The sequence below is a fragment of the Quadrisphaera sp. INWT6 genome, from assembly GCF_015390235.1.
Lineage (GTDB): Bacteria > Actinomycetota > Actinomycetes > Actinomycetales > Quadrisphaeraceae > Quadrisphaera.
This window is the reverse complement of sequence record NZ_VUOH01000001.1, coordinates 842629-868065: the sequence shown is the minus strand read 5'-3', so window position 1 is coordinate 868065 and position 25437 is coordinate 842629. Positions and strand designations below refer to the sequence as shown.

Sequence of the window (25437 nt, the reverse complement as noted above, 5' to 3'; positions counted from 1 at the left end):
GGCGCGTCAGTGACCGGCGCCGCTGAGGCGGGCGGGGATCATCCGCCAGGCCAGCACGGCGGCCACCGCCGTCAGCGCCGCGGCGCTCAGCGAGGTCACCTGCATCGCGTGGACGAACGCCTCGCGCGCCGCCTCGAAGGCCGCGCCGTCGGCCCCGGCGGCGTGCGCGCCGGCCAGGGAGTCGCCCGCGGCCGCCGCCACCGCCGGGTCGGTCCCGGCCGGCAGGTCGAGGCCACCCCGGTAGAGGAGCCCGAGTAGCGAGCCCAGGAGGGCGATGCCCAGCGCGGTGGCGAGCTCGTAGGCGGTCTCGGAGATCGACGACGCCGCACCCGCGCGCTCCGACGGGACGGCGCTGACCACGGCGTCGACGGCCACGGTCTGGCTCAGGCCCACGCCGAGGCCGATCGGCACGAGCGTCAGCGCGAGCCAGAGGTAGCTCGAGGCGCCCTCGGCCACGGCGAGCAGCACGAGCCCGGCGGCCGCCGCACCCAGCCCGACGGCGGCGGTGCGCCCGGCGCCCAGGCGCGGCAGCACCAGGCCGATGACGGCGATCGCGGCGATGGCCGCCAGCATCAGCGGCGTCTCGCGCAGACCGGCCTGCAGCGGGCTGAACCCGCGGGCGAGCTGCAGGTACTGGGAGAAGAAGAACAGCAGACCCGCGAGCGGGAACACCGAGGCGAAGTTGACCGCCACCGCACCGGAGAACGCCGGGCGGCGGAACAGCTCGACGTCGATCAGCGGGTGCTCGAGGACCCGCTGGCGGCGGACGAACGCGACCAGGCCGACGACGCCGACGACGGCGCAGAGCACGGTCACCGCGTCGAGCCCGACGTGGGCGAGGTGCTTGACGGCGTACACGGCGGAGACCAGGCCGACGAGCGAGAGCACCACCGAGCGCAGGTCGATCGGACCGGGCAGCGGGTTCTTCGACTCCGGCAGCAGCAGCGCGCCGCCGACCAGCAGGACCGCGACGACGGGGAGGTTGATGAGGAAGACCGAGCCCCACCAGAAGTGCTCCAGCAGCGCTCCCCCGACCAGCGGTCCGAGGGCGGCACCGCCGGAGGCCCCGGCCGACCAGATGGCGATGGCGAGGGTGCGCTGGCGCGGCTGCCCGAAGATGCTGCGGATCAGCGAGAGCGTCGACGGCATGAGCGTCGCGCCGGCCACGCCGAGCAGCAGCCGGGCGGCGATGAGGGTCTCCGGCGTCGTCGACAGCGCCGCGAGCAGCGAGGCGCCGCCGAAGGCGGCGGCACCCAGCAGCAGGAGCCTCTTGCGACCGATGCGGTCGGCGACGTTGCCCATGGTGACCAGGAGCCCGGCGAGGGCCAGGGAGTAGATGTCACCGATCCACAGCACCTGCGTGGACGTGGCACCCAGGTCTGCCGTGAGGGCCGGGACGGCGAGCGCCAGGACGGTGGCGTCGACCGCGAGCAGGACGACGGCGAGGACGAGCACGCCGAGGCCCGCCCACTCCCTCCAGCCAGCGGCTCGCTGCCGCTCGTGGGGGTGGGTGTCCTGCGGTGCCTGCTGCGCGTCGAGGGCCGGCGTGGCCATCGTCATCCTCCGTCATCGGTACTGCTGGTTACTGCACTGACCGGTCAGTACAGTAACCGAGGGTGGCAGGATGTCAACCGGCTTCGACGGAGGGACGACGGAGAGCACATGGGGCGCACCACCGGCAGGTCTGCCGCCGAGACGCGCGCGCAGGTGCTGCGCGCCGCCGCGGAGGTCGTCGCCGAGCGCGGCGGCAGCGCCGGACTGGAGGAGATCGCCTCGCGCGCCCAGGTCACCAAGGGCGGACTGCTCTACCACTTCGGGAGCAAGGAGGCGCTGATGCGCGCCGTCGCGCAGCGCCTCCTCGACGAGTTCGCGGACGACGTCGCCGCAGCCCTCACCCACGAGCCCGATGACGGCGCGAGCGGACGGCCGGCCCCGGGGCGCCTCACGCGCGCCTACGCCCGGGCCACCCTCGACTCAGCGGCGGACGCCGAGCGGACCCGCCGGGCCACCACGCTGCTGGTGCACCTGCAGACCGACCCCGCCGTCGCGGCGATGATGCAGGCCGACGCCGAGAGCTGGCGCGAGCGCCTCCTGGCCGACGGCCTCGACCCCCTCGTCGCGACCCTCGCGATCGCCGCCGCCGACGGCATCTGCATGGCACCGCTCTACGGCGACGCCCCGCTCGTCGAGGACCGCGAGCGCGTGGTCGAGGCGGTCCTGGCCCTCACCCGCCGCTGACCCTCCCTCGGTGCGGCGAGGTGGCGCAGAGACGCATGATCGTCGCGGAGAACTGACCCCACGACGATCACGCACCTGAGCGCCACATCCCGCCCACCGCCGAGGTAGCGACGCAGAAACGCATGATCGTCGCCGAAAACGGGCCCCACGACGATCACGCACCTGAGCGCCACATCCCGCCCGCCACCGAGGTCGTGGCGCAGAGACGCATGATCGTCGCCAGAGCCCCCCGCGACGATCACGCACCTGAGCGCCACATCGCACCCACCGCGGAGGCAGTGACGCGGAAACGCCTGATCGTCGCCGAGAACGGGCCCCCGCGACAATCACGCACCTGAGCGCCACATCCCACCCACCGCCGAGGCAGTGACGCAGAGACGCCTGATCGTCGCCAAAGCCCCCCGCGACGATCACGCACCTGAGCGCCACATCCCACCCGCCACCGAGGTCGTGACGCAGAAACTCGTGATCGTCGCGGGGTGGGGGTGGACCACCCCGCGACGTCGACGGGCGAGGTCGGTCAGGGGAGGTCGACCTTCTCGTTCTCCCCACCCGAGTAGGGCTTGCCGGTGACCTTCGCCTTGGCGAAGCTCAGCGCGGACGCGATGCGGCCCCCCGGGGTGTCCCAGTACTCGGCCGACTCGCCCTCCACCTTCAGCAGGGCGATCGAGGGGTCGTCCTTCCCGTCCGGGAACCACGCCTCGACCACGGGGTTCCACAGCTCGCGCTTCTTGGCGTCGTCGGTCACGACCGAGGCGCGGCCCGTGAGCGAGACCCAGCTGTCGGACGACGCGAAGGTGACGTTCACCTGCGGGTGGGCGGTGAGGTGCTGCACCTTGCGGGAGCTGCGCTCGGCGAAGAACCACAGGTCGCCGCCGAACTCGGCGGACTGGACGGCCATCGGCCTGCTCATGAGCGTGCCGTCGGGAGCGGTGGTGGTGAGCATCGCCTGGCGCTCGTCGGAGATGAGCTCGGAGACCTTGTGGACCTGGTCGCTGCTGGTGTCTGCCATGACCGCGCCCTACCCGGTGGCACCCGTTCGAAGCCCCGCCGCACGGCTCGCGCGCCCCCCTTCCGGGTGACGCGCCGCGCCGTGTCCCTCTCGTGTCCCAACCGTGTCTGAACCGTGCCCGAGCACGGAGCGCAACCAGCCCCACGGGAGGGCGGGGCGCCCTAGCGTGATCGACGTGTTCGGCATCGACGGCTTCGAGGGCGTCTTCACCATCGTCCCCCTGCTCTTCTGGGCGGCGGTCGTGGCGGCCCTCGGCTGGGTGGTCCGCCGGGCCGTCCGGCAGGGCCGCGCCCTGGCCGACGAGCGCCAGCGGCGTCCGGTGGAGCCGGACCCCACCTCCTCGACCTGGCAGCGCTGACACCGCCTCTGCCCCTACCCATGTCATGTCTGCCGATGTATCGTCGGGCATGGCACTGACCGAGCCCGCCACGCTCGTCCTGACCGCCCTGGTGGGCCAGCCCCACCACGGGTACGCGCTCATCGCCCAGGTCGAGGAGCTCTCCGAGGGCCGCACCCGCCTGTCGGTGGGCACGCTCTACGGCCTGCTCGACCGCCTCAGCTCCGAGGGGCTCATCGCCCTCGACCGCGAGGAGCGCCACGCCGGGCGCACCCGCCGCTACTACCGCCTCACCGACGACGGCGCCGCCGCCCTCGACGCCGAGGCCCAGCGCCTGGCGCACCTCGCCCGCGCCGCCTCCGCGCGGCTGCGCGCCGCCCGGGCGGTGTGACGTGGACGCCACGCCGCCGCCGCCGCCACCGCCGTCGCGGCTCGAGCGCGACTACCGCCGGGTGCTGCGCCTGCTGCCCGCCGGGTACCGCCAGCGGTGGGAGGACGACATGGTCGACGCCCTCCTCGAGGTCGAGCAGTCCGGCGCCGACGCCTCCGCCGCCGGCGAGGGGCCCGAGCGCCAGGCCGAGGAGCGCGAGATCGCCCTGCTCCAGCGGCCACCGCTGCGCGAGGTCGCCGGCGTGGCCTCCCTCGCCGTCCGCCTGCACCTCGCGTCGCCGACCACCGCCGGCGCGTCCGCGACCGCCCGACTGCGGGGCGACGCCGTGCGCCGCGTCGCGCTCGTCGGCCTGCTCGCGGCCGCGGGCCCGGCCCTCCTCAGCGCCGTGACGAGCCTGTACGCACCGATCACGCCCGACGTCGAGGCCCTGGGGTACACCCGCGGTGACGCGGTGGCCTCCGCGCTGTGGGCGCTCGTCGTGGTGGCGGCCTTCACGTTCCTCGCCACCGGGCGCTCCCGCACGGCGTCGGTGCTCGCCGTGCTCGCCGTCGTGCCCGACCTCCGGCACCCCGCCGAGACCCTCGCCGGCGCCTGGCGGGTCTCCCCCGGGACGCTCCTCGGGGCGGTCTGCTGGCTGCTGGTGCTCCTCGCACCGCTCGCAGCGCTGGCGGCGTGGCGCTCCGACGCGCCCCGACCGAGCCGCCGGTGGCTGCTCGCCCTGCCCGTCGTCGCCGTCCTCGGCTGGCTGCCCTGGCTCGTGTGGCGGGCGACGGGCGTGCTCGCGGCTCCCGACGCCGCGGGGCTGCTCTGCCTGGGTGCGGCTGCGTGCGCCGTCGTCGCCCTGCGCCGGCGCGACGGCTCGTGGATGGCCTCCGCCGGACTGCTCGCCGCGGTCGGCGGGGCGGGGAGCCTGGGCCGGCTGACCCTGCTCGCCGGCCCGCCGGGCCTCGAGCGCGACCTCGGCTGGACCGCGCTGGAGATGCTGGCGCTCGCCGTCTCGGTCGTGGTCGCCGCCGCGCTGACCCGCGGGCGTCTGCCCACGGTGACACCCGTCACATCGTCGGCGGATCGTTGAATCCTGGAACACCTTCCGGCCCAGCCCGGTTACCGCCTCCCGTGGACCTCTTCACCCCCGCCGACCTCGGCGCCCTGCACCTGGCCAACCGCGTCACGATGGCGCCGCTGACGCGCCTGCGCTCCGGCGAGCGCGGCGTCCCCGGTGACCTCGTCGCCGAGATGTACGCCCAGCGCGCCAGCGCCGGCCTGATCGTCACCGAGGGCACCTGGCCCGTTCAGGAGAGCCGCGGCTGGGTCGGGCAGCCGGGCATCACCACCGACGAGCAGCAGGCGGCCTGGGGCCGCGTCGCCGACGCCGTGCACGCCGAGGGCGGCACGATCGTCATGCAGGTCATGCACGCCGGCCGCGTCACCCACCCCGCCGTCACCGGCAGCCGCGTGGTCGCCCCCAGCGCCGTCGCCGTCGACGGCGAGGTGCGCACCCCCGCCGGCAAGGAGGCCTACCCGGTCCCCCACGCCCTGACCCTCGACGAGCTCGGCGAGGTGCGCGAGCAGTTCGTGGCCGGCGCCCGCCGCGCCCGCGCCGCCGGCCTCGACGGCATCGAGGTGCACGGCGCCAACGGCTACCTGCTGCACGAGTTCCTCTCCCCCGCCTCGAACACCCGCACCGACGCCTACGGCGGCTCGCCCGAGAACCGCGCGCGGTTCGTGGTCGAGGTCGTGCGCGCCGTCGCCGAGGAGATCGGCGCCGACCGCACCGGCCTGCGCATCAGCCCGATGCACAACATCCAGGACGCGTTCGAGCGCGACGAGGACGACGTGGTCGCCACCTACGGGGCGCTCGCCGACGGCCTGGCCGAGCTGGGCCTCGCGTACGTCTCCGTGCTCCACGCCCACCCCGCGGGCGAGCTCGTGCAGGGCCTGCGCAAGCGCTTCGGCGCCCCGCTCGTCGCCAACACCGGCTTCGCCGAGCCCACCACGCGCGAGGGCGCGGCCGAGCTGCTGGCCAGCGGCGCCGCCGACGCCGTCGCCGTGGGCCGCCCGCTCATCGCCAACCCCGACCTGGTCGAGCGCTGGCGCACCGGTGCCGCCGAGAACGAGCCCGACGGCTCGACCTTCTACTCCGACGGCGCCGCCGGCTACACCGACTACCCGCGCCTGGGCGCCTGAGGCTCCCTGCTCCTTGCGACGACCGAGGAGCTCCGCGCCACGTCCGACACGGCGCGGGGCCCCTTGCGGGCAGCAGCGCGTGGTCGCCGCCCGATCAGCGCAGCTGCCGCCTCATCAGTGCAGTTCCCGCCCCATCGACGAACCTGATGGGGCGGGAACTGCGCTGATCGGGCGTGAGCCGTGGTGCCGCGCTCAAGACCGCGGCCGCGGCGGCGTGGGCCACCCAGTGGCGGTGAGCACCGCGCGGGCGACGGCGAGGCGGTCGAGGCCGTCGACGTCCACCACCGCGTCGTCGACGGCGGCTGACTCCAGGACGGCGTGCAGCTCGCCGCAGCGCTCCAGGTGCCAGGCGAGGGAGGCCCCGCCGTCGACGTCGTCGGCGTGCCGGCTCCGCAGCCGCTCCTGGAGACGTGCCGGGTCGGCGCGCAGCCGGACCAGCACGACCGGCACGCCGAGCGCGTCCTCGAGGCGGCGGCGCTCGTCGAGGGTCTCCACCACCCCGGCCAGCACCAGGCGCTGGGCACCGGCGGCCCGGTAGGTGGCGCTGACGGCGGCCAGGTTGGCGAGCGCCACCCGCTCGGCGAACCGGTCACCCGGGGGTGGGGGCCAGACCTCCCGCAGCTGGTCGACGTCGACGACGGCGTGCGGCACACCCTCCGTCCCGGCGGCGCGCAGCAGCTCGCCGACAGCGCGGGCCGTCGACGTCTTGCCGACGCCGACGGTGCCGTTGACGACCAGCGCCCGCTCCTGGGGGCCTCCTCCCGGGTCGACATCGCGTGTGTCGGCGACCAGCGCGAGCGCCCCCTCGTAGTCGCCGAGGAGGTCGACGCGGGTGACCTCGCCCAGCTCCCAGTCGTCGAGGTGCGACTCCCACCGGGCGTCCGGGTCGATCGTGCGCATCGCCACCGCGCCGTCCTCGACCGCGGTCACCTCGCCGATGGAGCAGACGCCGGGGTCGTCGCGCTCGGTGTGCACCGTGACGAGCGGCGCGGCGCGGCCGGCGTCGCGCAGGAGCGCGGCGTCGTCGTCGAGGTCCAGGTCGATGCCGCGGGGCGGCCACTCCCCGCGGGCCCGCAGCGCCCGGGCGACGAACCCGTCGCGGTCACCCCGCACCTTCACCCGGACGACGTCGTCGAGGCGCACCGCCACCCACCCGTCGAGGTGGATGAGCGGGGTGAGGGGGACGAGCAGCAGCCACGTCCGGCCCACGCCGACGACGAACCCCTCCAGCACCTCGGCACCCTCGATCCGCCGCCGGACCCTCACGAGCGTGAGCTCCGCCGCTGCAGCCTCCAACCGCGAGCGCAGGCGCTCGGCCCTCGACGTCCCCGCTGCTCCAGACACGCCGGAGAGCCTGGCGGTGCGCCGGCCACGGCGCCAGCGACTTCTCCCCTGACGCCGCCGACGACCGGTGCGCGGCACGACGACGGACCGGCTCCCACCGCCTGAGCCGTCACGGCGCGGCGACCTTCCGCTCGGGAGCCGCGCGGTCCTAGCGTGCGCAGGTGTTCGCCATCGCTGACAACCCGGCACTGCTGGTCGTCGCCTTCGGCATCCCGCTGCTCATCGCGGCGGTGGTGCTGTTCGCGCTGTACTGGGTGGTCCGGCTGGCGGTGCGCCACGGCACCACCGACGCGAGCCGCCGCACGCCCGGGGCGAGCGCGCTCCCCGGGCCCCCTTCCACCTGACCGACCACCTCGTCGCCACCTCGTCGACCACCTGATCGCCCCAGCGCCGGGTCGACCGGCAGGCGCCCCTCCGGGAGCATGGGCGGGTGATGCCGATGCCCGAGGGCGTTCCCGCGTGGCTGCTCGCCGTCGTGCCCGTCGCCGTCCTCGCCGTCCTGGTCGTGAACCTCGTGGTGCGCAGCCGGCGCGGGGAGTTCGGGCGCGACGCCGGGGGCCGACGGCGCGCCCCGTGGCTGTGGCCGGTGCTGATCGCGGTCGGGGCCTTCGCCGTCCTGTCGCTGCTGACCCGCGGCTGAGGCCGCCCGTGCGCCCGGGCGCGGCCCGCACCTCGTTCCGCACCGCCGTCCGCACCGCCCACGCGGCGGTCGCGCTGGTCGTCCTGTTCGGGCTGGTGGTCCAGGTGGCCGTGGTGGTCGCCGGCGGCCAGGACGCCAACAGCGGCGACACCACCGCCGCCCTGGGTCTCGGCGAGCGGCTGGGCAACCTGTTCTCGTACTTCACGATCCTCAGCAACATCCTGGTGATGACGACCTCGGCGCTGTTCGCGCTGCGACCGGAGCGCGACGGCCGGCTCTTCCGCGTGCTCCACCTCGACGCGCTGCTCAGCATCGCGGCGACCGGAGTGGTGTTCGCCGCGGTGCTGGCGCCGATCGTCCACGTCACCGGCTGGGCGGCGGTGGCGAACGCGGTCTTCCACTACCTGGTGCCGGTGGCGTTCCCCCTGGTGTGGCTGCTGTTCGGACCGCGGCCCCGGCTGACGTGGGGGGTGGTGGCACTCGCCTTCGCGTGGCCGGTGGCGTGGCTCGGGTACACGTTCGTGCGGGGCGCGGTGACGGGCTGGTACCCGTACCCGTTCCTCGACGTGACCGAGCTGGGGTTCGGGCGGGCGCTGGCGGGCGGCCTCGTCGTCCTGCTCGGCGCGGCGGTGCTGGCCGTGGTGGTGAAGGCGCTCGACGCCCGCCTGCCGGCGCTGGGCGCTGCGCCACCGCGGCGCCGGGCGCCCACCCGCACTCGCTGACCCCGCTCCCCTCTCGCACCCTCCGTGGAGAGTGCGGACCAAGGGAATGCCCAGCGCGGGTGTCGAACCGGTTTGACACACCGGGGTCGAACCGGTTTGACTTCCCGACGTGGCACAGCGCAGCGCCAAGGCGACGATCGCCGACGTCGCCCGTGAGGCAGGGGTCTCCAAGGGCACCGTCTCCCTCGCCCTCAGCGGCCACGGGCCCGTCGCCAGCACCACCCGCGAGCGCGTCCTGGCCGCCGCCGCCCGCCTCGACTGGGTGCCGAGCGCCCGGGCCCGCAGCCTGTCCACGCACCGCGCCGACGCCCTGGGCCTCGTGCTCGCCCGCGAGCCCGAGCACCTGGGCGCCGACCCGTTCTTCGCGCCCTTCATCGCCGGCGTCGAGGCGGCGCTGTCGCCGCGGGGCCAGGCGCTCGTGCTGCACGTCGTCTCCGACCCCGAGCACGAGCGCGAGGCGTACCGCCGCCTGGCAGCGGGCCGGGTCGACGGCGCGCTGCTGACCGATCTGCGGGTCGACGACGCACGCCCGGCCCTGCTCGAGGGCCTGGGCCTGCCGGCCCTCGCCGTGGGGCACCAGCGGGGCAGCGCCCTGCCGCAGGTCGCCCTCGACGACCGCAGCGGCGTCCGCGCCGTCGTCGACCACCTGGCCGACCTGGGCCACCGACGCCTGGCGCACGTGACCGGCTCGCAGCAGCTGGTGCACGGCGTCGACAGGCTCGAGGCGTTCCGCGAAGCCGCGGCCGCGCGGGGCCTGCCCGAGCCGGTGGTCTACGACGGCGACTTCTCCCCCGCCAGCGGCGCCGCCGCGGCCCGCAGCTGGCTGGCCGACCGCGCGACCCGAGGCAGCGGCGAGGTGCCCACCGCGATCGTCGCGGGGGGTGACCTCATGGCCACCGCCGTGCTGGCGGTCCTGGCCCGGGCCGGGGTCCGCGTACCGCACGACGTGTCGGTCACGGGCTTCGACGACGCCGTGCTCGCCGCTCACCTGACGCCCGCGCTGACCACCGTGCGCAGCGACGCCCTCGCCTGGGGGCGCGCCGCGGCAGACGCCCTGCTCGACCTGGTCGGGGGCGGCGGGGAACGGCCCGACGTCGACCTGCCGGCGGCGCAGCTGGTGGTCCGCGCCTCGACGGGCACCCCACCCGCCTGAGCACCACGATCCACCCGTGCGCCGCCCCGCGGACGCGCGGGAGCACGCCACGACGACCCTCGACGAGGAGGACGCATGAGGACCAGCGCGCGATGGACGGCGGTGGCCGCGGCAGCTCTGCTGACGGCCACGACCGCCGCCTGCGGCGGTGGGCAGGGCCCCGGAGACCCCCAGGGGCGCGGCCCGATCACCATCTGGCTGTCCAACAACGAGCAGGAGGTCGCCTGGGGCGAGGAGCGGGTGGCCGCCTGGAACGCCGCCAACCCCGACCAGCAGGTGACCGCGCAGCAGATCCCCGCCGGCAAGTCCTCCGAGGAGGTCATCGGCGCGGCGATCGCGGCGGGCACCACGCCCTGCCTGATCTACAACACCTCGCCGGCGGCGGTGCCGCAGTTCGTGAAGCAGGGCGGGCTCGTGCCCCTCGACACGATGCCGGGCGGAGACGACTACGTCACGCAGCGCACCGGCGAGGCCGCCGCGCAGTACCGCTCCCCCGACGGGCACTTCTACCAGCTGCCGTGGAAGTCGAACCCGGTGATGATCATCTACAACAAGGAGCTGTTCGCGAAGGCCGGGCTCGACCCCGACGCCCCGCAGCTCCTCACCTACGACGACGTGCTGGCCGCCTCGGAGGCCATCGTCGGCTCAGGCGCCGCACAGGCCGCGATCTGGCCCTCGCCGGCCAGCCAGTTCTTCCAGTCGTGGTTCGACCTCTACCCGCTGTACGCCGCCGCGAGCGGCGGCCAGCAGCTGGTGGAGGACGGCGAGGCGCTCGTCGACTCCCCCGCCGCCCTGGAGGCCGCCGGCTTCTGGCGGCAGATGTACGCGCAGGGCCTCTCGCCGCAGGAGGCCTACACCGGCGACTCCTTCGCCGACGGCAAGGCCGCCATGGCGATCGTCGGCCCGTGGGCCGTCTCGGTCTACGGCGACGACGTCGACTGGGGCGTCGTCCCCGTGCCGACCCCGGACGGGCTGCCGGCCGAGGAGGTCCACACCTTCTCCGACGCCAAGAACGTGTCGCTGCCGGTCGCCTGCCAGAACCAGGCGACGGCCTGGGACTTCCTCCAGGCCTCCACCAGCGCCGACGCCGACCGCGCCCTGCTCACCGAGACCGGGCAGATGCCCCTGCGCGCCGACGTGGCGCAGACCTACGCCGACTGGTTCGCCAGCGCCGACGGCGCGCCGTACGCGCCGTTCGCGCAGCAGGCGGCCCGCACCGTGGAGGTGCCCAACGTGCAGAACTCCGTCGAGATCTGGCAGGACGTCCGCAACGCCTGGACGGGCTCGGTCATCTTCGGCACGGAGCCCGTCGAGTCCGCGCTGGCCGACGCCGACGCCGAGGTCCAGCACCTCCTGGAGGTGCCGTGATGAGCGCCGTCACCCCGGCACGCCCGGCCGCCACCGACGGCTCACGCCCGAAGACGGCGAGCGGATCGGACGGACACCCGCCGCGCAAGGGCCTCACCGGCCTGCAGCGGGCGTTCGGCCGCCACCCCATCGGCACCCTGCTGGCGCTGCCGTACGCCGTCTTCCTCGTCGCGGTCTTCGCCTACCCGGTGGTGCTCGCCGCGTGGATGAGCGTCCACGACTGGTTCTTCTCCGCGCCCGGCGTCGAGGTCGACCACCCGTACGTGGGGTTCGAGAACTACCGGCAGGTGCTCACCGACCCGGCCGTGCACCAGGCCTTCCTCAACATCGCGGTGTTCCTCGTCATCAACGTGCCGCTGACCGTGGCGCTGGCGCTGGTGCTCGCGGTGGCCCTGAACCGCGCGGCGCGCGGCCGCACCTTCTTCCGCGTCGCGTTCTACGTGCCGTACGTGACGGCGAGTGTCGCGCTGGTGGGCGTCTGGCTGTTCCTGCTGGGCGGTGACGGGGTGGTCAACTCCCTGCTCGGCCCGCTCGCACCGCAGCCGTCGTGGCTGGTCAACAGCTCGCTCGCGATGCCGAGCATCGCCGGCTTCGTGGCGTGGAAGCAGCTGGGGTTCTTCGTGCTGCTGTACCTCGCAGCGCTGCAGAACGTCAGCAAGGACCTCTACGAGGCCGCCTCGATGGACGGCGCCGGACGCGTCCGGCAGTTCTCCACCGTGACCGTCCCGGGCGTGCGGACGACGACGGCCCTCGTGGTCGTCCTGGCCACCATCACCGGCGCGAACCTCTTCACCGAGCCCTACCTGCTCACCGGCGGCGGCGGCCCGGACGGCGCGTCGACGTCGCCGGTGCTGCTGATGTACCAGCTGGGCATCGAGCAGGGGAACCCCGACACCGCCTCCGCGCTGGGCATCGTGCTGGTGGTCTGCGTCGGGCTGCTGGTCCTCCTGAACCGCCGACTGCTGAGGAGTGAGTCGTGAGCGCCACCACCCCCGTCCGCGAGGAGCTGGAGCGGAGGCCGAAGGGGGCGTCTCGGTGGCTCGTGCCCGCCGTCCTGACGCTCGGCGCGCTGGCCTTCCTGCTGCCCTTCTACCTGATGGTGATCGGCTCGCTGCAGGCCGAGCCGGACACGTCGCTGAGCGGGCTCGTCCCCTCCGGCGGCCTGACGACCGCCAACTACGCCGCCATCGACGGCTCCGTCGACCTGTGGCGCACCCTGCTGAACTCCGGCGTCATCACCGGCGGCGCGATCCTCGGCACTCTGGTGTTCGGGGTCCTGGCGGGGTACGCCCTCGCCGTCCTGCAGTTCCGCGGGCGCGGCACGCTGTTCGCGATGGTGCTGCTGGTGCAGGTCATCCCGTTCCAGCTGCTGACCATCCCGCTGTACGTGCTCACCGTGCGCACCTACGGCCTGGCCGACTCCTACCTCGGCATGGTGCTGCCGTTCCTGGTGAACACCACGGCGGTGTTCGTCTTCCGGCAGTTCTTCCTGCAGCTGCCGCCCGACCTGTTCTCCGCGGCCCGCATCGACGGAGCCTCAGAGCTTCGGGTGCTGTGGTCTGTGGCGCTGCCGCTGGTGCGCCCCGCCCTGCTGACCGTCGTCCTGCTGACCTTCATCGGCCCGTGGAACGAGTTCCTCTGGCCCTTCCTCGTCACCAAGGAGGCTGACATGCAACCGCTCGCCGTGGCCCTGGCCAACTACACGGCCAACGTGGCCGCCACGACGTCGAACCCCTACGGCGCAGTGCTCGCCGGCTCGGTGGTGCTCGCCGCCCCCGCCGTCGGCCTGTTCCTGCTGTTCCAGCGGCACTTCACCGCCACCAACCTCTCCGCGGGGGTGAAGGGCTGATGGCGCACCCCACCTCTCGCAGGACGACGACGCGCGCGGCCGCCGTCACCGCCGCGCTGGTGCTCGGCGCGGGAGCGGTCGCCGCTCCCGCCGCCGCAGCCCCCACCGCAGCGGCTGCTGCCAGCTCGCCGGCGGCGACCACGAGCACGCAGCGGCTGGCGAACACCGGCCACCTGACCACGCTCACCACGCGGGTGGCCCCGCCGGCCCAGGCCGGGCACTCCACCTACCGGTTGGCCGAGGAGCCCGAGGTCGGCGCGCTGTGGACCTACGCCGAGCCGGCGGGCACCGCGCCCCGAGCGGGCGTCACGTCGAAGGACGGCTGGGACCTCCTCGGCGGCGGCGACCTCGACCCGGCCACCGGCCACTGGACGCAGGGCGCCTTCAACGCCGACGACGTCACCCGCGCCGCCGTCGCCTTCACCCGCCACTGGCGGGCGACCGGTGACGAGGCCAGCCGCGAGCAGGCCTACGAGCTGCTGCGCGGCGCGACCTACCTGCAGGTCGACTCCGGCCCCGACGCCGGGAACGTCATCCTCTGGATGCAGCCCGACGGCGTGCTCAACCCGAGCGCGGAACCCGTGGAGCTGCCCGACCCGAGCGACTCCGCGGAGTCGTACTGGCTGGCCCGCACGGTGTGGGCGCTCGGCGAGGGGTACGCGGCCTTCGCCGCCTCCGACGACGCCGGTGACCGCGAGTTCGCGGCGTTCCTGGCGCAGCGGGTGGACCTGTCGCTCGACGCCCTCGACCGCCAGAGCCTCGGCCGGTACGGGCAGTGGGAGGTCTCCGACGGAGACCGCGTCCCGGCGTGGCTCGTCGCCGGTGGCGCCGACGCGACGAGCGAGGCCGTGCTCGGCCTGGCGGCGTTCGTGGAGGCCGGCGGCGGCGACGCGGCCGGACCCACCGGCGAGCGGGCGCGGACGGCGCTGGCGCGGTACGCCGAGGGCGTCGCCGCGATGGGGACGCCGACCACGACCGACGTCGGTGGGTCGCAGGTGCCGACGTACCCGTTCGGCGCGGTGCTGCCCTGGACCGGCTCGCGCGCCCAGTGGCACGCCTGGGGCGCCCAGATGCCGACGGCGCTGGCTGCGGCGTCCGAGGCCCTGGGCGACCCGGCGCTGCTCTCCCCCGCCGTCGACGACGCCTCGGTGTTCACGCCGCTGCTGCTCGCCTCCGGCGGGCCCGACAACTCGTGGGCGCCGGCGCCCGTGGACACCTCGCAGATCGCCTACGGCGCCGACGCCCGCCTGCAGGCGGTGCTCGCCGCCACCGGCGACCAGCAGCTCGCGGGCGCGGCGGGGGCCTGGTTCTTCGGCGCCAACCCCGCCGGCGTGCCGGTCTACGACCCGGCGACCGGCGTCACCAACGACGGCGTCAACGCCGACCGGTCGGTGAACGAGAACTCGGGGGCGGAGTCGACGATCCACGGGCTCCTCGCGGCGCTCGCGCTCGACGAGCACCCGGAGGCCGCCGCCATCGCCACCCAGCAGACCCGCGTGACCGCGAGGTCCGGGCTGCAGGTGGTCGAGGGCGAGGCCGGCACGCCGTCGGTCGGGGCGGCCTCTGACGGGACAGCCGACGGCAGCGCCGTCGTGCTGCCCGAGGGGAAGGCCTGGACCGGCGAGGCGCAGTGGTTCAGCGGCGCGTACCGCTCGCTGCCGGCCGGTGCCGCCACCCGGCTGGCGCTCCCGGCGAGCGGTGGCGACGCGCCCCGGTGGGCGTCCGTCGTCGTGGACCTCGCGGGTACTACGGGCGCCCCGGCGCCTCGGCTGACCGTGGCGGCGCTCGACGCCGACACCGGTGCGAGCACGCCGCTCGGCGACGTCGACCTCGCGGGCGTCGAGCAGGGGGTCTCCGAGGGCCCCGGCTCGCTGCGCGCGCTGCCCCTCGGCCGTCGCGGTGCCCGAGGGCGCCGACGCGCTGGTGGTCACGTCGACCGGGTCCGCGGACGCCGGCCCGGCCTCGCTCGACGCGGTGCTGCTGGCGCCGCAGACCGCCTCGCTGACCCTCACCTCGGCCGACGGCGGCGCCTCGACCACCGTCTCCGCCCCGCTGATCCCCTGACACCCGTTGACTGAGAGGAACCACCCGATGAGCGCGACCTTCCCCCTCGGCCCGTTCGCCCCGCACGCCTCCAACCCGGTCCTCGGCCCGCGCGGCACCACGTGGGAGTCGGGCAGCGTCTACAACCCGGCGGCGCTGGTCGTCGAAGGGTTCGAGGGCGCCGACGGCCAGGAGGTCGTGCTGCTCTACCGGGCGCACGCCGACGACGTCGTCAGCCACGTGGGCCTGGCCCGCAGCCGCGACGGCGTGACCTTCACCTGCGACCCCGCCCCGGTCTTCTCCCCCGTCGAGCCCCACGAGGTGCACGGCGTCGAGGACCGCGCGTCACCGAGGTCGACGGCACGTACTACCTCACCTACAGCGCCTACGACGGCGAGCGGGCGCTGCTGTGCCTCGCGACGTCGACCGACCTGCGCACGTGGGAGCGCCACGGCGTGGTGCTGCCCGAGCTGAACAGCTTCGCCGGGCACGAGGGCGGGCCCACCGGGCCGTGGACCAAGGCCGGCGGCATCCTGCCGACGAAGGTGGACGGGCGCTGGCTCATGTACGTGGGCGAGGGTCGATCTACCTCGCGGAGTCCGACGACCTCCTGCACTGGCGGCTCGTCTCGGAGAAGCCGGTGCTGGAGCCGGAGCCGGGCACGTGGTCGGAGTTCCTCGTGGAGGTCGGCCCGCCGCCGGTGCTGCTCGACAACGGGCTCATCTGCCTGGTCTACAACGCGCGGTGAAGCTGCCCGAGGGGGCGTGCGCTACGTCTGCGGGCAGGCGCTGTTCGACCCGGCCGACCCGACGCGCCTCGTGGCCAGGCTCGACGAGCCGTGGCTGGAGCCGCGGACGGCCGAGGAGCAGCACGGGCTCGTCTCCAACGTGACGTTCGTGGAGGGGCTGGTGCAGTTCCAGGGCTCGTGGTTCGCGTACTACGGGCAGTCCGACTCGACGCTCGGCGTGGCCGTGGCTCCCGCCGGTGAGCGCTTCGGCTCCTCCGCCCTTCCCGCACCCTCTGCGGAGGGTGCGCTCCCGACCCCCGTCTGAGCCGCACCCTCCGCGGAGGGTGCGGACGGGGGGCTGACAGGGGTGGGTGCCGGACGCCCATGATCACGGCAGGACGCTGCTCCCGACCGTGATCATGGACGTCCGGCCCGCGGAGTCACCAGCCATCGACGCGCAGTGACACCATCTGACCCCACGACTGATGGATCAGAGCCGTCGGAGGGGATGCGGACGGCGATCACCGCGCCGTAGTGTCGGGCCGTGGCGACGAAGCTCCCCTGGCCCATCCCCGTGCGCACCGGCGCCCCGGTGGAGGACGTCGACGACGCGCGCCTGAGGGTCACCCCGCCGCACCACGCGGCCGCGGGGGCCACCGCGGTCGCCGTCGCCCTGCGGCACGGCGTCGAGCAGATGGGCCCGCTGCGCACCGCGCAGACCCTGCTCAAGCTGAACCAGGTCGACGGCTTCGACTGCCAGGGCTGCGCCTGCCGGACCCCGACCCCGAGCACCGCCACGCCGCGGAGTTCTGCGAGAACGGCGCCAAGGCCGTGGCCGAGGAGGCCACCCGCCGCCGCGTCACCCGCGAGTTCTGGGCCAGCCACACCCTGACCGACCTCGCCGGCCGCACCGACTACTGGCTCGGCCAGCAGGGCCGCCTCACCGAGCCCGTGGTCCGCCGCCCGGGGTCCGACCACTACGAGCCCATCAGCTACGACGAGGCCTTCACCCTCATCGCCGAGCAGCTCCGGTCCCTGCCGACGCCCGACGCCGCGGCGTTCTACACCTCCGGGCGCACCTCGAACGAGGCCGCGTTCGCCTACCAGCTGTTCGTGCGGGCCTACGGCACCAACAACCTGCCCGACTGCTCCAACATGTGCCACGAGTCGACGTCGGTGGCCCTCGCGCAGACGATCGGCATCGGCAAGGGCAGCGTGCACCTCGAGGACTTCTACGACACCGACCTGATCATCGTGGCCGGGCAGAACCCGGGCACCAACCACCCGCGGATGCTCTCGGCGCTGGAGACGGCGAAGAAGGGCGGCGCGAAGATCATCTCGGTCAACCCGCTGCCCGAGGCCGGGCTGATGGGCTTCAAGAACCCCCAGACCCCAAGGGCATGCTCATCGGCGAGCGCCTGTCCGACCTGCACCTGCCGATCCGCTCCAACGGCGACCTGGCCCTGTTCCAGTGGTTCGGGCGCGCCGTCCTCGAGGCCGGGCGCATCGACCGCGCCTTCGTCGAGGAGCGCACCTCCGGCTTCGAGGCCTGGGCCGAGCACGTGCGCCGGCTCGACGTCGCCGACGTGCTCAGCGCCACGGGACTGACGCGCGCGCAGCTCGACGAGGCCACGGCGCTCGTCGTCGCCTCCCCGCGGTTCATCACCTGCTGGGCGATGGGCATCACCCAGCACAAGAACGCCGTCGGCACCATCAAGGAGATCACCAACCTCCACCTTGCCACCGGCGCCATCGGCGTCCCCGGCTCGGGCTGTGCCCGGTCCGCGGCCACTCCAACGTCCAGGGCGACCGCACCATGGGCATCTGGGAGCGGCCCCCGCAGCACTTCCTCGACCGGCTGCGCGACGAGTTCGGCTTCGAGCCGCCGCGCGAGCACGGGCACGACGTCGTCGACACCATCCGCGGCATGCGCGACGGGCACGTCAGGTTCTTCATGGGCATGGGCGGCAACTTCCTGCAGGCCGCGCCCGACACCGCCGCCACCGAGCGCGCCCTGGAGAGGTGCGCGATGACCGTGCAGGTCTCCACCAAGCTGAACCGCTCGCACGCCGTCGCGGGCGAGACCGCGATCGTCCTGCCGACGCTGGGCCGCACGAGCGCGACTCCCGCGGCGCCGGCCCCCAGGTGCGCGAGCAGTTCGTCACCGTCGAGGACTCGATGTCGATGGTCCACGCCAGCCGCGGCCGCCTCGCGCCGCCGGCACCCGGGGTGCTCTCGGAGGTCTCGATCGTCTCCGGCATCGCCGCCGCGACGCTGCGCGACCGCGACGACACCACCGGCGCCATCGACTGGGCCGGCTTCGCGCAGGACTACTCGACCGTCCGCCACCACATCGCGAGGGTGGTGCCGGGCTGCGACGACTACGACGCCAAGGTCCGCCGCCCCGGCGGCTTCCAGCTGCCGCACCCCCCGCGCGACTCCCGCACCTTCGACCTGCCCGACGGCCGCGCCGTCTTCACGGCCGTGCCGCTGGAGGTGCTGACCGTCGGCGACGACGAGCTGGTGCTGCAGACGATGCGCAGCCACGACCAGTACAACACCACGATCTACGGCCTGGACGACCGCTACCGCGGCATCCACCAGGGCCGGCGCGTGGTGTTCGTGAACGCCGACGACGCCCGCGAGCGCGGCCTGGCCGACGGCGACCTGGTCGACCTCGTGGGGGTCTGGGAGGACGACGTCGAGCGCGTGGCCCCCAGCTTCCGGGTGGTCGTCTACGACACCCCCCGCGGGTGCGCGGCGGCGTACTACCCCGAGACGAACGCGCTCGTGCCGCTCGACTCCACGGCCGAGCACAGCGGGACGCCGACGTCGAAGGGCGTCGTCATCACGCTGCGCCGCTCGGCCGCGGCGTCGGGCGGCCCCGCGGCCGACGGCGGCGGCGCCCCGGTGGGCGACCACCACAAGGACCCGGTGCAGCCCCACCACCTCAGCTGACCTCACCGGCCGGCTCCCGGGACCTCCCAGGAGCCGGCTCGGCGGGCCGCCTCGCGCGGCGACCCGCCGTCCGTCCGTCAGACCGTGAAGCGGCCCGTCAGCCCCGCCAGCCTGGTGGCCGAGGCCGCCACCGCGCTCGCCGCGGAGGCGGTGTGACCCGCCGACTCGCGGTTGTGGTCGGTGCCCCGGGCGATGTCGGCCACGTTGGACGAGATCTGCACCGACCCCGTGGAGATCTCCGTGACGTTCCGGACCATCTCCGACGTCGTCGCGGACTGCTCCTCCACCGCCGCGGCGATGGTCGACTGCAGCGCGTCCACCCGGCTGATCACCTCGCCGATCTCGGTGACCGCTGCGGCGGCCGCGGCGGCGTCACCCTGGGTGGCGGCGACCCTGGCGGTGATGTCGTCGGTGGCGCGAGCGGTCTGGCGCGCCAGCTCCTTCACCTCGCCGGCGACGACGGCGAAGCCCTTGCCCAGCTCCCCGGCGCGGGCGGCCTCGATGGTGGCGTTCAGGGCCAGCAGGTTGGTCTGCTCCGCGATGGAGGTGATGAGCCTGACCACGTCACCGATCTCCTGGCTGGACACGCCGAGCCTCTCGATGGCGCCGCCCGCGGACCCGGCCGCCGAGACCGCGGACGACGCCATGGCCGAGGCGTCGGCGGTCGCGGTGGCGATCTGCGCGATCGCCGCGGTCATCTCCTCGCCCGCGGCGGCGACGGTGGAGATCGAGGCGGAGACCTGCTCGGAGGCGGCGGAGACGACCTGGGTCTGGGCGGCGGCCTCCTCGGCCCCGGACGCCATCTGCGACGAGACGCTGCTCAGGGAGGCCGACGCCGTGCCGAGGGTGCGGGCCTCCTCGGCGATCTCCGTCATCGCCCGGCTCAGGGAGGCGATCGTGGCGTCGGTGGCGGCCGCCAGCTGGCCGACCTCGTCGCGGGTGCGCAGGCCGACCTGCCCGTCCAGGTGCCCGGCGGCGACGTCGGTCATGACGGCGACGACCCTGGCCAGCGGGCGGGTGACCGACCGCGAGATGAGGGTGCCGACGGCCACGGCGAGGGCGATCGCCACCGCCGCGCAGGCGAGCAGGACCGCGACGGCGCTCCGGTAGGAGCGCTGCCCCTCCGCCGACATGGCGGCCGCCGAGTCCAGCTCGGTCTGGGTGACCTGCTGGACCGCGGCGAAGGCGGCGGTGGCGGCGGGGTGGCGTCCGCCTCGCGGACCGCGACGAACTCGTCGGTCCGGCCGGCCAGGGCCAGCGGCACCATCTCGTCGAGCGCCGCGCGGTACTGCGCGACCCCGGAGGTGAAGGCGGACCGCTCGGCCTCCGAGCTGGTGGGGTCGGAGTCCAGGTAGGCCTGCCACGCCGCGTCGAGGGCGGCGTCGTCGTCCTGGAGCCTGGTGGCCGCGGTCTGGGCCGCGTCGGGGCTGCTCGCCAGAGCCAGGTTGGCGACGTCGAAGCGCAGCAGCATCAGCGCCAGCGCGGTGCGGTCGGCGGTGTCGACCGACGTCAGGCCGGACGTGGCCAGCTCGTGGAGGTCGGCCTGGGCCTGCCCCAGGCGGGTGATGCCCACCCCCGCGACCAGGAGCAGGAGGAGGCACACGGCGGAGAAGCCGGTGAACAGCTTGTGCGAGATGCGAAGGTCAGCGAGGCGAGAGACCACGACGGCTCCAGAGGACTCAGCGTGGCAGCGGCATCTTCACTGCAGGCCGTCCATCGGAAGGGATACGCCGGTGCTTGAGCCCCGTCTCGCGGACCCTCGCCGCCGGTCACCGCGGGCTGAGGTCCAGCACCGCGTCGCAGCGGTCCACGCCCTCGAGGCGGTGGGTGAGGAGCAGCACGCCGGGACGCCGCCCGTCGGCGCCGCGCTCGTCGGCGCCCCGGCCGTCGTCGTCCCCCAGCAGGTCGGCGACGAGCGCCCGGGCCGTCGGCTCGTCGAGGCCCTCGGTGGGCTCGTCGAGCACGAGCAGGCCGGGCTGCGGCAGCAGCGCCCGCGCGGCTGCGAGCCGGCGCCGCTCCCCACCGCTGACGGTGGAGCCGCCGTCTCCGAGCCAGGTGTCGAGGCCGTCGGGCAGTCGGGCGAGCCAGTCCTCCAGGCGCACCCGGCGCAGCACGGCGACCAGCTCGGCGTCGCTCGCCCCCGGGGCCGCCAGCAGCAGGTTGGCGCGCAGCGTGGTGGCGAACAGGTGCTCTGTGGCCTCGCTGACCAGCCCCACGCGGCGTCGCACCGCGGCGGCGTCGAGCTCGCGCACGTCCGTGCCGCCCAGGCTGACGGTGCCGGCGCGGGGGTCGAGCAGCCGCGCGACGACGGCGCCCAGCGTCGACTTCCCCGAACCCGACGGTCCCACCACGGCGACCCGCTCCCCCGGGGCGAGGTCGAGGTCGAGACCGTCGAGGGCGGGCGGGCGGGCCGGGTCCCACCCCGCCACCAGGCCGCGGACGCGCAGGGCGCCGCGCGGCACGTCGGCGCTGCGTCCGGGCCGCTCGTCGACCGACGGGACCTGCCGCGCCACGGCGGCGAGGCGTCGCTCGGCGGCCCGGGCGCGCTCGCGCGCCACGGCGGCGTCGACGAGGCCCAGCACCGGCTCACCCAGGGCCAGCACCACCAGGACGACGACGGCTGCGCCCTCGGCGCCCAGCGCGCCCCCGGTGACGGCGGCCAGCGCACCGGCTGCCGCGCCGACCACCGCCAGGCCGGCCCCCAGGTGCGCCACCGCGGTGGCGGTGCCGGCGCCGCCGGCGGCCCGCACCTCGGCGGCGGCGAGGTCGCGGCCCCGGGCGCGGGGCACCGCGAGCGCGGTGCGGGCCCCGGCGGCGGTGGCGCGGGCCGCGAGCTCGTCGACGGCGTCGACCGTCTCCACCGCGGCGTCGGCGAGCGCGGCTCGCTCGGCGGCCAGGGCCTCGTCGGTGCGCCGGGCGCTCCGGGCCGCGAGTGCGGGGGCGACGACGACGGCGAGGGCGAGCCCGACCGCGGCACCGAGCGCTGCCAGCGGGTCGAGGGCGGCCAGCGCCCCGACGACCACCACGACGGCGGCCAGCGCCGCGGCGGCGGGCAGGCGTCCGCGGAGCAGCCCGTCGAGGCGGGCGTCGACGTCGCCGACGAGCCGGGTCAGCAGGTCGCCGCGGCGCAGCAGCCCCGGCCCGGGGACCCTCGGGACCAGGTCGGCGAGCACCTGGGAGCGCCACCCGGCGAGGCGCCGCAGCGCGACCTCGTGGGAGGCGAGGCGTTCGAGGTAGCGCAGCAGCGGTCGCGCGACGGCGCTGCCGCGGACCGTGACGACGGCGGCCGACAGGGTCAGCACGGGGGGCAGCGTCGAGGCGCGCACGAGCAGCCAGGTGGCCGCGGTGGTCAGCGCCGCACCGGCCAGCCAGGAGGCCGCACCGAGGACGACGGCGGTGCCGGGGCGGCGCCCCAGCGCCCGGACCCGGCGGCCCCACCACCCCGGCTCGCCCCTGAGCCCTCCGTGATCATGGGCGTCCGCCACCCCTCCACCACCGTGATCACGGGCGTCCGGAACAGTGCTCGAGGCACTGTTCCGGAAGCCCATGATCACGGCCGGGGTGGTGGCGGAGCCAGCGGCGGGGGCGGGCGGGGGCGTCACCGCCACGGTCCGGTCGACCGCCGCCAGCAGCGCCGGGCGGTGCGCCGCCACGAGCACCGCGCTCCCGGCGTCGGCAGCAGCTCGCAGCGCTCCGACCACCCGCGCCTCCGCGGCCGGGTCCAGGTGCGCGGTCGGCTCGTCGAGCAGGAGCACCACGGGACGACGCCGTGCGGCGCGCAGCACCCGGGCGAGGGCCAGCCGCTGGCGCTGGCCGGTCGAGAGCCCCGCGGCGCGCTCCCCCACCGGAGTGCCCAGCCCCGCCAGGAGCGCCTCGACCTCGGCGCGCAGCCCGACCAGCTCCAGGGCGCCCAGCAGCTCGGTCTCGGCGGGGCCGTGCGCAGCGCGGCCGCCGTCGTCGCCCCCCGCGAGCAGCTCGCCACCGGGCAGCTCGCCACCGGGCAGCTCGTCATCGAGCAGGAGCGCGTCGCGCACGGTGCGGGCGTGGGGCAGCAGCGGGTCCTGGGTGAGCAGCAGCACCTCGCCGGTCGCCCCGACGGTCCCGGCGGCGACCGGCTGCACGCCCGCCAGCGCCCGGAGCAGCGTCGTCTTGCCGGCGCCGGACGGCCCCTGCAGGGCGACGAGCTCACCGCCGCGGACGGCGACCTCGTCCAGGGCCAGCGCGTCGACAGCCCGCCCGGGGTGCCGCACCCGCAGCCCAGCACCGCTCACAGAGGGTGCAGCAGCAGTGACTCCACTGACCGGAGTCCCATGATCACGGTCGGGAGGGGTGGGGTCGGAGGCCAGGACGGCGTCGACCTCCTCGACGACGGCGGCGGCGTCCGCCGAGGCGTGGAAGCGCGCCCCCACCTCGCGCAGCGGCCGGTACGCCTCGGGCGCGAGCAGGATGACGAGCAGCGCAGGGGCCAGCGGCATCGTCCCCGCCGCCACGCGCAGTCCCGTCTCGACCGCCACGAGGCCGACCGACAGCGTCCCGACGAGGTCGAGCGCCGTCGACGACAGGAACGCCACCCGCAGCACGCGGAGCGTCGCCTCGCGGTGGCGCTCGGTGGTCGCGGCGACCTCGCGCACCTGGCGGTCCGCCCGTCCGTGCAAGCGCAGCAGCGCGAGCCCGCGCACGACGTCGAGGAAGTGGCCCGCGAGCCGCGCACCCTCGAGCACCCGGTCGGCAGCGCGGCGCTGGGTGGCCCAGCCGATGAGGACCGCGAAGACCGGCACCAGGGGCAGCGTGACCAGCACCAGCAGCGCCGAGCGCCAGTCGACGGCGAGGAGCACCAGCACGACCACCGGGGGCATGAGGACGCCGACCACGAGGGAGGGCAGGTACCCGGAGAACCAGGGCCGCAGCGCGTCGAGCCCCGCCGCGCCCCCGCCGGCGCTCCCGCCGGGGCCGCTGGTCGCGGTCACCAGGGCGCGCAGCCGCCCCGCGCCGTGGGATGCCACCCATGCCGGGCCGCGCCGCAGCGCCGCCTCGAGGACCCGAGCGCGCAGCTCCTCCACGGCCAGCGAGCCGGCGCGCGCCGAGAGCACGGACTCGGCCCGCGCGAGCAGCGCCCGCGCGGCGAAGGCCCCCGCGAGGACCGCCAGCGGCAGCCCCACGCCTGTCGGCCAGGGGGGCAGCCCGTACCCGGCGGGAGACGGCGAGGCCCCGTCGCGCGCGGCCACCACGAGCCCGACCACCACCCCCGGTCGCGGCAGCGGCGACCAGCAGCGTGACGAGCACCTGCGCGGCCCCCACGAGGACCAAGCCGGCCACGGGACGGCGGGCGGCGCGGGCGTGGCGCAGCAGCCGCGGGTCGACGGGCCCGCGGGAGGCCCGCCGGGGGTGGCTAGCGCCCATGATCACGACGGTGCCGGGTGGAGCCGATCACGCGGTGGCGACCCGCTCGCTGGTGACGCGGCGGCGGAACACCCAGTACGACCACACCTGGTAGACCACCACACCCGGCACGGCGACCACCCCGAAGGCCGTGATCAGCCGCAGCGCGGCGGGCGTCGCGGCGGCGCCCTCCCGGGTCAGCGACAGCGCCGGGTCGAGCGTGCTGGGCAGCACCACGTCACCGTTCGCCAGCAGCACGGCCACGACGACGCCCGCCACCAGCAGCGACGCGACGGTGAAGGCCGAGCCCTCGCGTCCGAGCCGCACCGCCAGGGCGACGACGACGGCGGCGCCGGCCACCAGCGCCCCGAGCGCGACGAGACCGGTGGAGACCGCGCCCGCACCGGTCAGGCCGACCACGGCGACGACGGCGCCGAGCCCGACGACGGCGGCCGCAGCTCCGGCGGCGACGCGGTGCGCCCGGACGCGGACCGGACCGGTGGTGCGCAGCGCCAGGAACGCAGCGCCCAGCAGCAGCGACAGCACGAGCGCGGCGACCGCGCCGAACGCGGCCTCGGGGGTGAGCAGGGGCGCCACCGTGCGCGCCAGGCCGGAGGCGAGCCCCGGCTGCGCGACGACCTCGCCGTCAGCGCCGAGGGCCAGGCCGCGGACGAAGACCGACAGCAGCGCACCCCACAGCGCGACGACGCCGGCCGAGCACAGCGCGAGGACGACCTCGCAGCGGCGCCGCCACACCGGGTCGGAGTGCTTGGCGCGGAACTCGAGGGCCACGCCCCGCCCGGCGAGGAGCAGCAGCACGCCGACCATCGGCAGGTACGTGCCGCTGAGCAGCGCGGCGTACCAGGCGGGGAAGGCGGCGTAGGTGACGCCGATGGCGGCCACCAGCCAGACCTCGTTGCCGTCCCAGAACGGGCCGATGGTCTTCAGGGCGGCGCCGCGCTCGTGCTCGTCGCGCCCGACGAACGGGGTGAGCACGCCGACGCCGAAGTCGAAGCCCTCGAGGGTGAAGAACAGCACCCAGCACAGGACGACGAGGGCGAACCAGACGGTGACGAGGTCCACGGTGCG

General features: G+C 75.4%; 21 protein-coding genes and 2 pseudogenes. 16 read left to right on the top strand and 7 right to left on the bottom strand.

Features of this window, described 5'->3' with window-relative positions:
• Positions 1-6: 6 nt before the first annotated feature.
• Positions 7-1554, bottom strand: a complete 1548-nt coding sequence (locus tag F1641_RS03840) for an MFS transporter (RefSeq protein ID WP_194903072.1) — start codon at positions 1552-1554, stop codon at positions 7-9.
• Positions 1555-1662: 108 nt separating this feature from the next.
• On the opposite strand from F1641_RS03840, the gene F1641_RS03835 reads away from it, so the two are divergent.
• Positions 1663-2238, top strand: coding sequence for a TetR family transcriptional regulator (locus F1641_RS03835; RefSeq protein WP_194903071.1), 576 nt, complete (start codon positions 1663-1665; stop codon positions 2236-2238).
• A gap of 520 nt (positions 2239-2758) precedes the next feature.
• Here the strand turns inward: F1641_RS03835 and F1641_RS03830 are convergent.
• The gene (locus F1641_RS03830; RefSeq protein ID WP_194903070.1) at positions 2759-3250 is read right to left on the bottom strand and encodes a pyridoxamine 5'-phosphate oxidase family protein; all 492 of its coding nucleotides are present in this window, start codon (positions 3248-3250) and stop codon (positions 2759-2761) included.
• Between the two features lie 175 nt (positions 3251-3425).
• On the opposite strand from F1641_RS03830, the gene F1641_RS03825 reads away from it, so the two are divergent.
• Genes F1641_RS03825 through F1641_RS03810 form a run of 4 tightly spaced genes read left to right on the top strand, consistent with a single transcriptional unit; the run spans position 3426 to position 6165 of the window.
• A complete protein-coding gene (locus tag F1641_RS03825; protein ID WP_194903069.1) occupies positions 3426-3608 on the top strand; it encodes a hypothetical protein in 183 nt (60 codons plus the stop codon).
• A gap of 49 nt (positions 3609-3657) precedes the next feature.
• Complete coding sequence (locus F1641_RS03820) at positions 3658-3978, top strand: PadR family transcriptional regulator (protein WP_206690442.1); 321 nt, start codon at positions 3658-3660, stop codon at positions 3976-3978.
• Between the two features lies 1 nt (position 3979).
• A complete protein-coding gene (locus F1641_RS03815; protein ID WP_194903068.1) occupies positions 3980-5053 on the top strand; it encodes a hypothetical protein in 1074 nt (357 codons plus the stop codon).
• 41 nt (positions 5054-5094) lie between these two features.
• The gene (locus F1641_RS03810) at positions 5095-6165 is read left to right on the top strand and encodes an alkene reductase (RefSeq protein ID WP_194903067.1); all 1071 of its coding nucleotides are present in this window, start codon (positions 5095-5097) and stop codon (positions 6163-6165) included.
• 192 nt (positions 6166-6357) lie between these two features.
• Here the strand turns inward: F1641_RS03810 and F1641_RS19660 are convergent, their stop codons facing one another.
• Positions 6358-7509, bottom strand: a complete 1152-nt coding sequence (locus tag F1641_RS19660; RefSeq protein WP_206690440.1) for an AAA family ATPase — start codon at positions 7507-7509, stop codon at positions 6358-6360.
• Positions 7510-7670: 161 nt separating this feature from the next.
• Between F1641_RS19660 and F1641_RS03800 the strand changes: the two genes are divergently transcribed.
• The 11 genes and pseudogenes from F1641_RS03800 (at position 7671) to F1641_RS23670 (ending at position 18969) form a co-directional block, all read left to right on the top strand.
• Positions 7671-7853, top strand: coding sequence for a hypothetical protein (locus F1641_RS03800; protein WP_194903066.1), 183 nt, complete (start codon positions 7671-7673; stop codon positions 7851-7853).
• Positions 7854-7939: 86 nt separating this feature from the next.
• Positions 7940-8149, top strand: a complete 210-nt coding sequence (locus tag F1641_RS03795) for a hypothetical protein (protein ID WP_194903065.1) — start codon at positions 7940-7942, stop codon at positions 8147-8149.
• An 8-nt stretch (positions 8150-8157) separates the two neighbouring features.
• Positions 8158-8871, top strand: a complete 714-nt coding sequence (locus F1641_RS03790; protein ID WP_194903064.1) for a Pr6Pr family membrane protein — start codon at positions 8158-8160, stop codon at positions 8869-8871.
• Positions 8872-8980: 109 nt separating this feature from the next.
• Positions 8981-10024 carry a LacI family DNA-binding transcriptional regulator gene (locus tag F1641_RS03785; protein ID WP_194903063.1) on the top strand — a complete coding sequence of 348 codons (1044 nt, stop codon included), beginning with the start codon at positions 8981-8983 and terminating at the stop codon, positions 10022-10024.
• 75 nt (positions 10025-10099) lie between these two features.
• Complete coding sequence (locus F1641_RS03780) at positions 10100-11392, top strand: sugar ABC transporter substrate-binding protein (RefSeq protein ID WP_194903062.1); 1293 nt, start codon at positions 10100-10102, stop codon at positions 11390-11392.
• Positions 11392-12372 (top strand): carbohydrate ABC transporter permease, encoded by a 981-nt coding sequence (locus F1641_RS03775; RefSeq protein WP_194903061.1) that lies wholly within the window; start codon positions 11392-11394, stop codon positions 12370-12372. The genes F1641_RS03780 and F1641_RS03775 overlap by 1 nt, the downstream gene beginning before the upstream one ends.
• The gene (locus tag F1641_RS03770) at positions 12369-13241 is read left to right on the top strand and encodes a carbohydrate ABC transporter permease (RefSeq protein WP_206690439.1); all 873 of its coding nucleotides are present in this window, start codon (positions 12369-12371) and stop codon (positions 13239-13241) included. The genes F1641_RS03775 and F1641_RS03770 overlap by 4 nt, the downstream gene beginning before the upstream one ends.
• A complete protein-coding gene (locus F1641_RS03765; protein ID WP_194903060.1) occupies positions 13241-15319 on the top strand; it encodes a hypothetical protein in 2079 nt (692 codons plus the stop codon). Before F1641_RS03770 ends, F1641_RS03765 begins: the two co-directional genes overlap by 1 nt.
• Positions 15320-15332: 13 nt before the next feature.
• Positions 15333-16032 (top strand): annotated as a pseudogene (locus F1641_RS23675) (hypothetical protein).
• Positions 16033-16048: 16 nt separating this feature from the next.
• Complete coding sequence (locus F1641_RS19645; RefSeq protein WP_309225367.1) at positions 16049-16336, top strand: hypothetical protein; 288 nt, start codon at positions 16049-16051, stop codon at positions 16334-16336.
• A 219-nt stretch (positions 16337-16555) separates the two neighbouring features.
• A pseudogene (locus F1641_RS23670) lies at positions 16556-18969 on the top strand (FdhF/YdeP family oxidoreductase).
• Positions 18970-19046: 77 nt separating this feature from the next.
• Here the strand turns inward: F1641_RS23670 and F1641_RS20900 are convergent.
• From F1641_RS20900 to cydB, 4 genes are all read right to left on the bottom strand, one after another.
• On the bottom strand, positions 19047-20039 hold the full coding sequence (locus F1641_RS20900; RefSeq protein ID WP_309225366.1) for a methyl-accepting chemotaxis protein: 993 nt from the start codon (positions 20037-20039) through the stop codon (positions 19047-19049).
• Positions 19955-20632, bottom strand: a complete 678-nt coding sequence (locus tag F1641_RS20895; RefSeq protein ID WP_309225365.1) for an MCP four helix bundle domain-containing protein — start codon at positions 20630-20632, stop codon at positions 19955-19957. The genes F1641_RS20900 and F1641_RS20895 overlap by 85 nt, the downstream gene beginning before the upstream one ends.
• A 106-nt stretch (positions 20633-20738) precedes the next feature.
• On the bottom strand, positions 20739-24212 hold the full coding sequence (cydC, locus tag F1641_RS03745) for a thiol reductant ABC exporter subunit CydC (RefSeq protein WP_206690433.1): 3474 nt from the start codon (positions 24210-24212) through the stop codon (positions 20739-20741).
• A gap of 184 nt (positions 24213-24396) precedes the next feature.
• Complete coding sequence (gene cydB, locus F1641_RS03740; protein ID WP_194903059.1) at positions 24397-25431, bottom strand: cytochrome d ubiquinol oxidase subunit II; 1035 nt, start codon at positions 25429-25431, stop codon at positions 24397-24399.
• Positions 25432-25437: the final 6 nt, after the last annotated feature.